12 protein-coding genes are annotated in these 13,364 nt (G+C 48.3%); all 12 read right to left on the reverse strand.

The window, feature by feature from the left end; genetic code table 11:
• Positions 1-8: 8 nt before the first annotated feature.
• The 12 genes from fliM to Q5L94_RS09705 all read right to left on the reverse strand — a co-directional run bounded on the left by fliM (position 9) and on the right by Q5L94_RS09705 (position 13,353).
• On the reverse strand, positions 9-1,073 hold the full coding sequence (fliM, locus tag Q5L94_RS09650) for a flagellar motor switch protein FliM (protein WP_317498333.1): 1,065 nt from the start codon (positions 1,071-1,073) through the stop codon (positions 9-11).
• Positions 1,074-1,089: 16 nt separating this feature from the next.
• Positions 1,090-1,632 (reverse strand): flagellar basal body-associated protein FliL, encoded by a 543-nt coding sequence (gene fliL / locus Q5L94_RS09655; RefSeq protein WP_317498229.1) that lies wholly within the window; start codon positions 1,630-1,632, stop codon positions 1,090-1,092.
• Positions 1,633-1,700: 68 nt separating this feature from the next.
• Positions 1,701-3,488, reverse strand: a complete 1,788-nt coding sequence (locus Q5L94_RS09660) for a flagellar hook-length control protein FliK (RefSeq protein WP_317498230.1) — start codon at positions 3,486-3,488, stop codon at positions 1,701-1,703.
• A gap of 124 nt (positions 3,489-3,612) precedes the next feature.
• Positions 3,613-4,056, reverse strand: a complete 444-nt coding sequence (fliJ, locus tag Q5L94_RS09665) for a flagellar export protein FliJ (protein WP_317498231.1) — start codon at positions 4,054-4,056, stop codon at positions 3,613-3,615.
• A 3-nt stretch (positions 4,057-4,059) separates the two neighbouring features.
• Positions 4,060-5,409 (reverse strand): flagellar protein export ATPase FliI, encoded by a 1,350-nt coding sequence (fliI, locus tag Q5L94_RS09670; protein WP_317498232.1) that lies wholly within the window; start codon positions 5,407-5,409, stop codon positions 4,060-4,062.
• 5 nt (positions 5,410-5,414) lie between these two features.
• Positions 5,415-6,164: a flagellar assembly protein FliH gene (fliH, locus tag Q5L94_RS09675; protein ID WP_317498233.1), complete on the reverse strand. Its 750-nt coding sequence runs from the start codon at positions 6,162-6,164 to the stop codon at positions 5,415-5,417.
• A gap of 14 nt (positions 6,165-6,178) precedes the next feature.
• Positions 6,179-7,225, reverse strand: coding sequence for a flagellar motor switch protein FliG (fliG, locus tag Q5L94_RS09680; RefSeq protein WP_317498234.1), 1,047 nt, complete (start codon positions 7,223-7,225; stop codon positions 6,179-6,181).
• Positions 7,218-8,909, reverse strand: a complete 1,692-nt coding sequence (fliF, locus tag Q5L94_RS09685; protein WP_317498334.1) for a flagellar basal-body MS-ring/collar protein FliF — start codon at positions 8,907-8,909, stop codon at positions 7,218-7,220. Before fliF ends, fliG begins: the two co-directional genes overlap by 8 nt.
• A gap of 47 nt (positions 8,910-8,956) precedes the next feature.
• A complete protein-coding gene (fliE, locus tag Q5L94_RS09690) occupies positions 8,957-9,289 on the reverse strand; it encodes a flagellar hook-basal body complex protein FliE (RefSeq protein WP_317498235.1) in 333 nt (110 codons plus the stop codon).
• Between the two features lie 147 nt (positions 9,290-9,436).
• On the reverse strand, positions 9,437-10,798 hold the full coding sequence (locus tag Q5L94_RS09695; protein WP_317498236.1) for a sigma-54 dependent transcriptional regulator: 1,362 nt from the start codon (positions 10,796-10,798) through the stop codon (positions 9,437-9,439).
• Positions 10,791-11,798 (reverse strand): sensor histidine kinase, encoded by a 1,008-nt coding sequence (locus tag Q5L94_RS09700; protein ID WP_317498237.1) that lies wholly within the window; start codon positions 11,796-11,798, stop codon positions 10,791-10,793. The genes Q5L94_RS09695 and Q5L94_RS09700 overlap by 8 nt, the downstream gene beginning before the upstream one ends.
• Before the next feature lie 118 nt (positions 11,799-11,916).
• The gene (locus tag Q5L94_RS09705; RefSeq protein ID WP_317498238.1) at positions 11,917-13,353 is read right to left on the reverse strand and encodes a sigma-54 dependent transcriptional regulator; all 1,437 of its coding nucleotides are present in this window, start codon (positions 13,351-13,353) and stop codon (positions 11,917-11,919) included.
• Positions 13,354-13,364 lie beyond the last annotated feature (11 nt).

Genomic DNA, 13,364 nt, shown 5'->3' on the forward strand with positions numbered 1-13,364 from the left:
AGCAATTATTATAAATCAATATCTTCTTCTAACTGTTGTAACTCAGCATCACCACCAATTCGGCGGCCTCCACGAGTCAACATATGGATATCCGACTTCACCGTTTCAGGGCGCCTAAGCTTTTCTGAAATTTTCAAAGCAACATTGTCACGTGAACGTCCCATTTTCGCATGGAAGGTCGGTAAGTCTTCAATGAGTACAGTTACATCATCTGGCAGCTCAAGCGGAATAACGTCACCTTCGCGCAAGTCCATTACTTCGCGTAATGACATTTCCGTTTCTGCCAATTTGGCAATCATTTCCACCGGAACATCCATAATTTCGTCTCTTAACGCCTTACTCCAGCGCATGTCGGTATCTTCTTTATCCGACTGCACACCAGCATCCAGAAGTTCACGAATGGGCTCCAGCATGGAGTAAGGCAACGCAATGTGAAAATCTCCACCACCACCGTCTAACTCAATATGGAACGAACTGATAACAATAACTTCGGTTGGACTGACAATGTTCGCCATAGCCGGATTCACTTCGGAGTCTAAATATTCAAAGCCCACGTCCATTACAGGAGCCCAGGCTTCTTTGTAATCTTCAAATACAAGCTTAAGCAGCATTTGAATGATACGTCGCTCAGTAGGTGTAAATTCACGGCCCTCAATTTTCGCATGGTAACGTCCGTCACCACCGAAAAAATTATCAACCAGAATAAAAACTAAACGCGCTTCCATAGTAATGAGAGCTGTTCCTTTAAGCGGACGAAACCGCACCATATTTAAACTGGTTGGCACGAACAAAGTGTGCACATACTCACCAAATTTAATCATCTGAACGCCGTTAATAGACACTTCTGCAGTACGTCGCATCATATTAAATAGGCTGATACGCATATGCCGGGCGAAACGCTCGTTAACAATTTCCAGTGTTGGCATACGCCCACGGACAATTCTATCTTGCGATGAAAAGTCATAATCGAGAGCATCCGCAGAGGGCGCTTCTTTCTCTGTGTCCTCTTCTTCAACGTCATCAACGCCATGCAACAGCGCGTCAATTTCGTCTTGAGATAGTAAGTCACTCACAGCCATAATAGCTCACTTATTGCATTACCAAGCTGGTAAATAAAACCTGTTCAACAATGGGTTTCCCCGTTACTTCTTCAAGCGAAGAGCGAACTTCGGTTAAAGCCAGTTCACGCAATTGCCCTTTACCCTCGGCTGTTTTTAACCTGTCCGCCGTGGTTGAGGAAAACACTTCGTGCAACGTGCCTTCAATTAAGGGAATATGCTTTTTCGCCAGTTCTTCACTTTCTTCGCCGCGCACCATTAGCTGCACTTTAATTTGTACTGTTCGCTCACGTGAGTCGCCCGGAACAATGAAAACGAAAGGCCGGGGCATCCCAACATAAAGTGCATTGCCAATTTCCGGGCGTTGCGATGACGACGGTGCGACCGAACTGCTCTCGCCATCTACGGCAGCAACTGACTCGCTCTCAGACGAGCCAGCAAATAGCCACAACACTAAGACTACGGCAATAATTAACACAATACCGATACCACCGAAGAGAATCAGCTTTTTCTTCTTACCGCCGGCTTGCTCTTCAGTTTGTTCCGTATCGTTGTTGTCTTTATCTTCTGCCATGCTCAATTTCCTGTATTACCGTCCACCGACGGTTACTATAGCTTGATAGCCGCTTTAGATATACCGTTTCAGACATAGAAATCGACTTGCCCGTCAGCAAGCACACGGCCTTCTTCTAAAGCGATTTCGCCTTCAACAGCCCAGTCTTCCGCGTCATGAGCTCCTCCAGCCTGGCCGCCAGCGGTGCGCCCGCCTTCTTTGCTTTGTTCTCCAACCTGGGTATCAGCTAAATTGATGCCTTGCTGTTCCAGCATTTCGCGTAATCGCGGCATGGTCGTCTCTAACGCATCTCGAGCCTGTTGTGTTTGAGCCTGAAACTGCACAGACGCCTGCTCACCGCTCATGTTGACGCGAATGTGAACACTACCAAGTTCCGGCGGATCCAGACGAATATCCGCACGCTGGATATTCCTGCTCATCATAATATTGATACGCTCCTGCAGTTTTTGCGACGCTTCAGTTTGCTGCAAATCTAATGGTCGTTGTAGTGCCTGCAACGTATTCGCCTGACTGGATTCATTCGCAGCTACAGTTCCCTGCGCGGTTGACACCATTTGCCCCTGAATTGCCCGAGCCGCACTGGCATCGGCCAAAGCATCGGTGTTATTCCGGAATACTTGTCCTTGCTGAACCGCATCGGCTACTTTTGTTTCTGCTTCAACAGCTGCATTCACAGAAACACCTTTAGCCGTTTGCTTACCCTCATCGCTTTTCACACCCATATCGCCAAAACTGGTTTTTTCTTTACCAGCTTTTGAGTCCGTGGCTGTAATAACGGATTCCGATGACTTAACAGGCTCTGCAACCTTACCTTGTTCTACCGATTTTTCGCTCAGCCCCGTACGACCTTTTAATAATTGTCTCACTTCAGCCAGTAACTGCTCAGCTTTAGCCGACTGCTCCTGAGTCAAAGCCTGAGGCTTATCAGCGCCGCCATTTTGGCTGGCTAAAATCTTGCGCAATTCGGCGGTGAACTGCTGCAGTTTCTTCTGCTCAGCTAAACTCAACTCACTGCTTTCGCCTTTCGCTTGTTGCGCAGAAACCTGCTGCTCCAGTTGCTTAAGCAAATTTGTTAATTCTTCAGCACTTTGCGGCTTGCCTGTGCTTTTATCCGGAGATACAGACAATTGAGCCAATACACGCTCTGCGGCCTCATTCAAAGCCTGAGTTAACGCTTTTTCATTACCCACTAACAACTTATCAGCGTCGGCTTTTGGTATAAGGGGTTCAAGCAAATTAACAATGAACTTACCGGCATCCTCAACCGCACTTTCAGCACCTTCGCCCTGCTCTGCGGCCTGTATCAGTTGTTGAAGCTTTGCCTGTAATGCCTGTTTATCACTATCGGTCATGCCGGCCAGAAGCTCGTCGGCAAATTTCTGCCGTTCGGCATCCGTCATAACGGCATCACCCTCACTTTTACTAGCCGAATCCAGCTTAGCCATTAGGGCTTCCAGCATTTCCGCCAGTTGCTCATCGGTCATTTTTAGCTCGCCATCGCCCGCAGCAACATCCATCTCGTCACTCACGACAATTTCGCCTTCAGAGCTTACCCCAGCACTTTCCTGCTTCATTTGCTGCAACAGCTCCCATAAGTTTCGGGTTACCGGCTCACCGACATTTTTCTGCTCGATGTCTTTGCCTTCTACCCCACCTCCGCCGTCGTTACCGGCTTTCTGGTAAGCTTCAATTTTAGCGGCCAGTTGTTGCAGCTCTTTATCGCCACTATTTTGCTGTAGCATCAGCCGCGAGAACTCACCGCTATCGCCATCGGCGCTCTTCAATGATAGGTCATTACCTTTACCAACTCGTGCAAACTTGTCGGCAGATTCGGTTAAATTAAGCAGCTGTTGCATAGTTTTATTCCTGAATTAAGTGCTTATTGACGCCTTGCTTAATAATACTTCGCAATGCGCTTGCGCTATTTTCAATAGCTGAGCAAACAATATCTAGTCAGTATCCAAGCAAATTTCGTTCCAACTATTTTCTGGCGCGAATAAAACGCTGACTGCTAAAATCGTCCAGGTTATTTTGTTCTTTTCTGGCTTCGGCTATTTGCTCACGCTTGCGCTTTTCTTTTATTAAAAAGTCTATCGATTCACGCTTGCGACGCTGCGCCAGCCAACGATCTTTACGTTGTTGTAACACCTGCTGCAACTTAATAATGTCGTGATGCAACTGTTCAACACCTTCGTCTAATTTTCCGACAAAGGCGTGATACTGCCCTACCTGCATTGAGGCAATTCCGCTTTGCCCGCGATGCTGCAGCTGGTTTAAATAGTCGAGTCGATATTTTGACATGCCGTCCAGACGCATCTGCTGTTCCTGAACCTGTTGCTGCACCTGAGAGAAGTCCTGAGCGGCTTTATCTTCGCGCCTTTGTTCCAGCTCCCGCAACATTTCCAACTGTGCCAACTCAGCCATAAATTACATGCCCGCTGACTGTTTTTGGTTCGGATTAACTAACTGATTAAGCAATAACAAACTTTCATCATAATTCACTACGTCACGCATTTTCTGCTGTAAAAACTGACTCACTCGCGGTTGCATTGCAATAGCCTGATCAATTGCCGGATCACTTCCGCGAGTGTATGCGCCAATGGAAATCAGGTCACGATTGCGGCGGTAGCTTGAGTACCATTGTCTGACTTTTATCGCCTGTTGCATATGCTCTTCTGAAACAACCTGTGGCATAACCCGGCTGATAGACGCTTCAATATCTATTGCCGGATAATGACCGCTGTCGGCCAGTTCCCGGTTCAGTACAATGTGCCCGTCCAGTATCGCTCTTGCCGAGTCAGCAATTGGATCCTGCAAGTCATCGCCTTCGGTCAGAACCGTATAGAATGCGGTAACAGAACCCTGACCGTCGCCGCCATTACCAGCCCTTTCAACCAATGCCGGCAACTTTGCGAAAACAGAAGGCGGATAACCTTTGGTTGCAGGTGGCTCGCCAACAGCCAGTGCTATCTCTCGCTGCGCCATGGCGTAACGAGTCAATGAATCCATTAACAGCAGCACATTCAGTCCCTGGTCACGAAAGTACTCAGCAACCTGAGAAGCCGTTTCACAACCGCGTAAACGAATAAGAGGGGACTGGTCGGCAGGCGCAGCGATAACCACCGCTTTCTCACGACCTTCCTCACCGAGAATTTCTTCTATAAACTCTTTTACTTCCCGGCCACGTTCGCCTATCAGGCCAACCACAATCACGTCCGCCGTGGTACCGCGAGTCATCATGCCCAACAGCACACTTTTCCCCACGCCACTGCCGGCGAACAGCCCCATTCGCTGCCCCTGCCCGACGGTTAAACAGGCATTAATAGCCGTTACGCCAACATCCAGCGGCTGCTTCACCTGACGTCGATTCAATGGGTTCATGGGCTTGCTGCGGTAAGTTTTCCCGTCAGAAAAAATGGGACCTTTATCATCAAGGGGGTCGCCGCGGGCATCAATAACGCGCCCCAGCAGCTCCATACCCAGCGGCAGTTGATTCTTGCGATTAAGTGGTCGTACTCTGGCCCCGGGAATAACGCCATGAGCATCTTCGGTGGGCATTAAGTAACTGATGTTGCCTTCAAACCCCACCACTTCGGCTTCAATGTCCCCACTGTCGGCCTCAACCGCCACACTTGAACCCACCGGTGCACGGCAGCCAACAGCTTCAAACATTAAACCAACGACGCGGGTGAGATACCCCGACACGGCCACTGATGGCTTTTGGATACGCTCACGTTTCTTGCGTAGTTGTTTCACTAACTGCTCAGAAGCGCTCATGGGTTTTAACCTTTTAATTTGGAGAACACATCTTCCATACGGCTGGTCAGGGTGTAATCTATGGTGGAGCTCTCTGTGGTAACCCGACAACCGCCGCGTTCCAGTAAATCGTCTTTATTTAGCAGCCAGCCTTTTTCCTTCAGCTCGTCTTCGCTGAACGTGCTTTGCAAAATCGCTAAGTCTTCTTCATTCAGGTGAATAATGACCCGCTGATCTGTGACCGGTAAAACCGCGATAGCTTCGCGCACGGCTTTGACAATGAGTTCTTCTGAATTAGCTGCAACATCGAGACAAATAACCCGGGCCAGCTCAGTGACCATATCAATCAGCTCGTCCTGAACCGCTTCGGTGATACGTTCATTGGGGTGAGATAAACTCTGCAGCAAAACATCTAGCTGTTGCTGTTGCTCCTGCATAGCCTCTTTTCCGGCTTCTATACCCTGCTGTTCCCCCGCTTCAAAACCGTCTTTTTTTCCTGCCTCGTAGCCTTCATCATAGCCTTTCTTAAGGCCTTCATTACGGCCTTCGTCAAAACCTTCTTTGTGGCCTTCTTCGCGTGCCGCCTGACGAATTTCTTCCAATTGCTCTGCAGTCAGAGGCTTAAGCTCTTCTTCCTGCTCGTCGTCCGCTTCCGGCGGTTCATATTGCCAGCGCCGGGGTTTGTTTAACGCATTTACCTCAGAGCCCTGCTTGAACTCTTCCGACGTCATGTCAGGTAAATCCCAAAGCTGGGTCGCGTCTTTATCATCCGTCATTGTGCGTTAAACCTTTATAAGAATTCATCACCGCCACCGCCGCCAAGCATAATTTCACCTGCGTCAGCTAAACGGCGCGCTGCTGCCAGAATATCTTTCTGAGCGGCTTCTACATCACTAATACGAATCGGTCCCATGGCTTCAAGGTCATCACGCAGCATATCGCCGGCACGTTTCGACATGTTCTTGAATATTTTCTCCTGAACCGCTTCGTCTGCACCTTTCATCGCTTTTTGCAACGTTTCACCTTCAACTTCACGCAGCAAGGCCTGAACACCACGGTCGTCGACTTCCACCAGGTTTTCGAACACAAACATCAAGTCCTGGATACTCTGACTCATCTCTTCGTCCTGCTCGCGAATAGAGTCCATCAACTGACCTTCTATGTTGGTATCCAAATAGTTCATGATATTGGCTGCCGCTTTCAGGCCGCCCATCTTCGCCGCCTGAGCACCAGCCTGACCAGCAAATTGTTTTTCCATAATTTCGTTCAGCTCCTGCAAGGCTGCAGGCTGGACTTCTTCTAAGTTGGCTATTCGCATCATTAGCTCCAGACGGACTTTGTCCGGGAACTGCGCCATAATTTCGGCACTTTGCTCGGGATCAAGGTAAGAAAGAACAATGGTCTGAATCTGCGGGTGTTCGTTGCGAATAATAGTGGCTACCTGTTTAGAGTCCATCCACTTAAGTGAATCAAGACCTTTCGAGCCACCGCCCATAACGATTTGCTCAATCAGGTTACCTGCTTTGTCTTCACCCAAAGCAGAAGTCAGTGCCTTACGCACGAACTCTTCACTCTTGAAGCCAATATTGGTGAACTTCTGAATATCTTCGAGAAACAACTGATGCACAGCGTTTACTTTTTCCTGATTAAAGTCTTCCAGGCTCGACATAGCCATACCAACTTTCTGCACCTGCTTAGGTTCCAGGTGTTTCAGAATCTGAGCCGCATCTTCTTCCGATAAGCTCAACAGCAAAATTGCGGCTTTCTCAACGCCTTCAAGGGTATCGACCTCAAAACCGACATTGCCACCTTCAGTTCTTATATCTTGATCAGCCATCTTCGTTTAACCACGCTTTAACCACTTGTGAGGACAGTTCTGGTTCGTTGGCAACCAACGCGCGAACAGCTTTCAGCAAGTCTTCATCTTTGTGCAAGTCCGGTAATTGCAGGCTACCGTCAGCCCCAAACCCAACTGCACTCTCATCAAACTGAGAGGATAACAGATCAATGGTTTCATCGCCCATCGATTCCTCATCGGAAAACGCATCAGCATCGTCCTCAACACCCGACTCCGGATTCATCAGTTTCTTCAGCATTGGACGAACCACCGCCAGCAGTAATACGATAATAACCAGTGCTCCCATCACCAGACGGAAAGCTCGCCAGAACCATGGCTCTTCCCACACAGGCGTCTCGCCAGCACCTAAGTCAGGCAACTGCGCGAACGGCACTGATACAACTTCAATGCTGTCACCACGATTAATATCAAAGCCTAACCCACCTTGCAGCAAACGGCGAATATTTGCGATTTCTTCCACGCTACGCGATTGCGTTTCACCTTCGCCCGCTTCGTTGGTTATTGCTTCATGGTTCACCGCAACAGAAACACTCAAGCGCTTAATAGTGCCGGTTTGGCTTCGTGTATAAGTGACTGAATTATCAAGCTCATAATTACGGGTTGCTTCACGATGAGTACTGCCCGTAGCACCGCCGCCGGCATTTCCCGCTCCGGCTTCTTCAGGAATGTCTGAATCCAGTGGAGGTTGATTTGTTAACGCGCCCGGAATACCGCCAATTGCACTACCCATCGAGCGGTTTTCAACCGTCATTTCGCTGCGAATGGCTGGCATATCAGGATTAAACTGTCGTTGGGTTTCTTCACGTTGAGTAAAGTCCATGGTCACATCAACCTGTGCCGTATAATTGTCATAACCCAGCACAGGAATCAAAATACTATCGATTTTTTCGAGATATTCTTGTTCGCGTTTTTGTTCAATTTGATACTCACGCGAGCTTTTCGCCGCCAACGCGCTTTGTGAACCAGAGTTGAGCAAGCGTCCGGCCTGGTCAGTTACGGTTACATTCTCGGTATTCAGACCGGTAACGGACGACGCGACCATATCCACAATTGACGCAACTTCTTCTTCACTGAGCGAGCTTCCGCCACGAACATTCAGCATGACCGAGGCTTTAGGTTGCTTTTCGCGACGAGCAAAGACATTTTCTTTGGGTACCGCAAGTAACACTCTGGCAGCAGAGACTTTTCTGATTTCTTCAATAGCGCGCGCTAATTGAACTTCACGAGAATGAAGCAGGCGCTCACGCTCCAGTCGCTGACTAACGCCAAAGCCTGGTTCACTCATTAATATTTCTGAACCGTTGTTGGTCGAATTACCGTAATCAACACCCGCACGGGTTAGCTGCAGTTTAATTGACTCGTAATCTTCTTCCGGAACCGAAACCGTATTGCCGTCCACCTGGTATTCAATACCGTTTGCATCCATGTAGTCGAGGGTGCTGATCAATTCCTGAGTTTCTAACTTACCCAAAGGCCGGTAGGTTGGCTCCTGAGCCCACAACATTATAAAAACTGCAATGGCCACACAAATAGCCAAAGCCAAGACCACAATCACCTGACGCAGCATGTCAAAGTTGCTTAACATCGTCATGATGCTGGTCTTCTCACTGCCGTCATCGTTACCTGAACTGTTGTTATCAGGTAAGTCAGTATCTTGTACCATTAGATCCGTTGATTCAGCCACGACTTATATCTCCAGTGATGCAGCGGTTAAACCGGCATTGACATTATTTCTTTGTACGCATCAACGACTTTGTTGCGCACCTGAACCGTTGCCTCAAACGCTATGCTCGACTTTTGACTGGCAATCATGGTTTGCTCCAGCGTGACATTTGGGTCACCGAGTTCCATGCGGGTTTTTAAATCACCTGAGGTTTGCTGCAGTTCGTTAACATTATCCATTGCGTTTTTCAGCATATTGGAAAAATCAGCCTGAGAGGTATTGCCTTGCAGGGCGTTCACATTCGTAGGCTGATCACGCTGGGAAGCCTGCGTGGCCATAGACTGTAACTGTTGATAAAGTGCGTTTGCTTCCACTTTCATAATTAACCCCGTCAAAAATTCATCACTGACTTTATTTAAGGTTAGTTATGCAAACAGAGTGCCAACTTTTGATCGCGGCGGTGAGGTACAAAGAAAAGCCCTGAGAAACAGGGCTAATGGTAATGGACAAGGTATTTCAAGACCGTATTATGAGCCGGTCAGAGTCAGCCCCTGTTCCCGAATTTTCGCAAGCTTGTAGCGCAACGTGCGAGGACTAATCCCAAGCTCATCGGCAACAGGTTGGCGTTTCCCCTGATGCCGTTGCAGCGCCTCTTTGATAATTTGGTATTCCTGATGGAAAAGTGACTCATCGAGGTTTTCCGACTTATCGTCAGGCGTCTCCACCTGCTCCGGAAACACACTAACGGTTTCCACCGCGTCATTTAGTTCCAGCATAAGGTCCTGTGGCTGAATTTCCCCATCGCGATGCAACACCAGAGCTCTTTGCACTACATTTTCCAGCTCCCGAACGTTGCCCGGCCAGGAATAGCGCTTTAACTGTTGAACTGCTGCGGCGGAGAAATTGACGGGCGTTTTAATACCGGAACGTTGTTTATGTCGCTGCAATAAATTTTCTGCCAGAGGAACGATATCCGCAGGTCGTTCACGTAGAGACTTCCAATGCAGAGGAAACACGTTCAGCCGATACATTAAATCTTCGCGTAATAGCCCTTCGCGCACCGCCTGTTGTAAATCTCGGTTAGAGGTAGCTATTAACCGGACATCCAACTGTATGGTTTTACGTGACCCCAGACGCTCAACCTGGCGCTCCTGAATGACTCGTAACAGCTTAGCCTGCAAGTGCATAGCCATTTCAGTCACTTCATCGAGCAGCAAAGTACCGCCCTGAGCCAGTTCAAATTTACCGGGCGAAGACTGATTAGCGCCCGTAAAGGCACCTTTCTCATAACCAAATAACATCGATTCCAGCATGTTCTCGGGTATGGCTGCGCAGTTAATAGCAATAAAGGGCCCGTCTGAGCGATCCGAATGCTGGTGAATATAACGCGCCAGCACTTCTTTACCGGTACCACTAGGCCCGGTGACCATAACGCTCGCTTCACTAACCGCAACTTTTCGTGCCATAGCCAGCACGGCCTGGCTGGAATCTTCTTCTGCTACCGGCTCAATATCGTTAATTGCACCATCGGGCAAATAACGCTGCACCAGTGTTTGTAGCTTTTCAATTGAAAACGGCTTCGTCAGATAATCGACAGCGCCTTCACGCATAGCAACGACTGCGTCATCCACCTTTGCAAAGGCCGTCATCATAATAACCGGAATGTCGTATTGCTGATTATTCATGCTGCGCAATAACTGTAAGCCATCAATTCCCGGCATTTGTACATCGCTGATAACCAGCGCCACGGATTCTTTTTTCAGAATAAGCAAGGCTTCTTCGCCGTTAGCGGCTTCCAGGCACTGACAATCAGCCAGTTCCAGCGTATCGATAATTGCTTCACGCAGCGATACGTCATCTTCAACAACCAATACTTGTCGCTCAGCCATAACGTACCTCTTTCATTCTATTTTCTGACCACTCATATACCGGCAGTACTAAGGTAAAACGACTGCCTTTATTTGGTTGGCTTTCCCAGTCAATTAAACCGTTGTGTGCTTTTATCACTGTTTGGACAACCGCCAGACCTAAACCGGTGCCGTTTGATTTTTCAGTAAAAAATGGAGTGAATACACTGTCTTGTTTTTCAGCCGGAATGCCGCAACCAGAGTCAATAACAGAAACTTTCCAGTTGCCATCATCAACATCGGTTTTTAATAACACTTCCTGTCCGGGCGGGCTGGCATCAACAGCGTTGTTAACCAGATTCTGTATTGCCCCGACCAGAGCGGTCTGATTGGCTCGCAACATCACACCAAAGTCAGGATCAATACAATTAATTTTCACCTGATGCTGCTCAGCGTAACTTTCTGTGTTCATCAGAACTTGCTGGATCAGACTATTAGTACTGAGCTCTTCCAGCATGGGTTGATCGCCGCTTTTGGCAAACAGCAACATGTCGTTGACTTGTTGTTCCAACGAATGCAGGCGCGACAATAACTTACCGGAAAAACGCTGTTGTTTGACCGCAGAAATACTCCCCTGCTTTAGGTTCTGCGCATAAAGAATAGCGGCAGACAGTGGTGTTCTTATCTGATGCGCCAGCGAAGCCACCATTTTGCCCATCGAAGACAGCCGCTGTAAGTGACTGATGCGGTTTTGCAGACGCCGCGTCTCAGTCAAATCAGTCAAAACAATAAGCTGCCCTGGTTTTTCGTTAACAACTGAAGTGTCTAAACGAACCCGTCGCCCGTTACGCAAAGACACTTCGTGCCAGTCATCCGCTTTCGGAGCAAATAGTTCACTTACCAGCTCGCGCCATAAAAAGTTTTTCAGCGGATGCCCTAAAAGGCTCGTGGCGTTGTCATTGCAATAATCCACGACTCCATGACTGTCCAGTAAAATAACAGCGTTAGGCATGGCATCAATAATTTGATGATAGGTGGCCATACTGACATCTCCAGTTAACAACTATGGAGAAGATAATGCAAAATAGATGCCAGTATAATTCTCTTTATTATCAGAAGGTTAAGATTTTGGGCATTGTCAAAAGACTGACGCTTTGAGTTTAATCTTTCTGAATTCCGTACTTTTTCATTTTCTCAACTAAGGTTGTACGGCGCATACTGAGTAAGTCGGCCGCTTTAGCAACCACCCAGTCAGATTTATCCAGTGCCTGCGCTATCATCCCTGTTTCTATTTCGGTTAGCATATCTTTCAGATTAACGCCGTCATCAGGCAGTTCGGAGTCCATGGGGCCCGCTACTTCGTCATCAAGTTCTTCATCTGACTCACTGAAAATGGCACTCAGCGCTTCGCGCTCAAGCATTTCTTCGGGGTAATCCGGGGTTGGCGCATCATGTTCAACATGCTGATACTTAGGCGGTAAATCGGGCACGTCAACCAGGCTGTCTGGGTGCATTATGGTCAAGCGTTCTATCAGGTTAGTCAATTCCCTTACGTTGCCCGGCCAGCGATGATAGGACAGCGATTCCAGCGCTCGTTCAGTAAAACGTACCCCAACGCCACGCTCTTTTTTAAAACGCTGAGTCAGCTCCTGCAACAGTAACGGCACATCTTCCTGACGTTCGCGCAGAGCCGGAACTTCAATAGGAAAAACATTCAGGCGGTAATACAAATCTTCACGGAATTTGCCGTCAATGATCATCTGTTCCAGCTCGCGGTGAGTCGCCGCCACTACTCGTACATCGGCGGTAATGCTTTTACTGCCCCCCACACGTTCAAAGGTGCGTTCTTGCAAAACTCGCAACAGTTTTACCTGCATGGGCAATGGCATATCGCCAATTTCATCCAGAAACAAGGTGCCCCCCTGAGCCAATTCGAAGCGCCCTTTACGCGCACCGATGGCGCCGGTAAAAGCGCCTTTCTCATGCCCAAACAACTCACTTTCTAATAAGTCTCCGGGAATTGCACCACAATTCACCGGCACGAAAGGTCCGTTACTGCGTCCGGACATATCATGAACACCACGTGCCACGACTTCTTTACCCGTACCAGATTCTCCCAGAATCAAGACATTTGCATCGGTCACGGCTACCTGCTCGATCAGTTGACGCACATGCTTCATTGTACGCCCGTTACCCACCAGAGTTTGCTCTAGCTTACCGCTGCCTGGATGCCGCTTTCTTGCCGCTTTGGTCGGCATTTGCTGGTGGTAAGCCTGACAGTAATGCAGCATGCTGGACAAACTGGCGTAATCGAATGACTTTTCCAAAGGACCAATGACGTTCGCTTTCTGTAATGCGTTATGCTGATCGTCAATCGCACAGATAAAAGGCAGATGTGGCGCATCACTAGCTAATTGATGCAAATTATCGATACCATTACCGGCGATCACACAGAATGCATCTGCAGCACGAAGCTTTAGAGTGTCTGAGGGAGATATAACTTCAACGGTTTCACCAATAAAGGTCAGTACCGTTTCAAAATGCTGACGACGCTCTGGTTGCTGTTCAATCAGATAGACTATTCTTGTTTTTGTCATAGACGAGTTTA

The organism is Idiomarina sp. Sol25 (genome assembly GCF_033052775.1).
In the GTDB taxonomy this organism is placed as follows: domain Bacteria; phylum Pseudomonadota; class Gammaproteobacteria; order Enterobacterales; family Alteromonadaceae; genus Idiomarina.

Bases quoted from the DNA above. Each gene is read 5' to 3' on its own strand.
- fliI (WP_317498232.1), bottom strand. From the start codon at position 5,409: ATGAGCGCTTCTGAGCAGTTAGTGAAACAACTACGCAAGAAACGTGAG.
- fliE (WP_317498235.1), bottom strand. From the start codon at position 9,289: ATGAAAGTGGAAGCAAACGCACTTTATCAACAGTTACAGTCTATGGCC.
- Q5L94_RS09700 (WP_317498237.1), bottom strand. From the start codon at position 11,798: ATGGCCACCTATCATCAAATTATTGATGCCATGCCTAACGCTGTTATT.
- Q5L94_RS09705 (WP_317498238.1), bottom strand. From the start codon at position 13,353: ATGACAAAAACAAGAATAGTCTATCTGATTGAACAGCAACCAGAGCGT.
- Q5L94_RS09695 (WP_317498236.1), bottom strand. From the start codon at position 10,798: ATGGCTGAGCGACAAGTATTGGTTGTTGAAGATGACGTATCGCTGCGT.
- fliJ (WP_317498231.1), bottom strand. From the start codon at position 4,056: ATGGCTGAGTTGGCACAGTTGGAAATGTTGCGGGAGCTGGAACAAAGG.
- fliH (WP_317498233.1), bottom strand. From the start codon at position 6,164: ATGACGGATGATAAAGACGCGACCCAGCTTTGGGATTTACCTGACATG.
- fliF (WP_317498334.1), bottom strand. From the start codon at position 8,909: ATGGTACAAGATACTGACTTACCTGATAACAACAGTTCAGGTAACGAT.
- Q5L94_RS09660 (WP_317498230.1), bottom strand. From the start codon at position 3,488: ATGCAACAGCTGCTTAATTTAACCGAATCTGCCGACAAGTTTGCACGA.
- fliL (WP_317498229.1), bottom strand. From the start codon at position 1,632: ATGGCAGAAGATAAAGACAACAACGATACGGAACAAACTGAAGAGCAA.
- fliG (WP_317498234.1), bottom strand. From the start codon at position 7,225: ATGGCTGATCAAGATATAAGAACTGAAGGTGGCAATGTCGGTTTTGAG.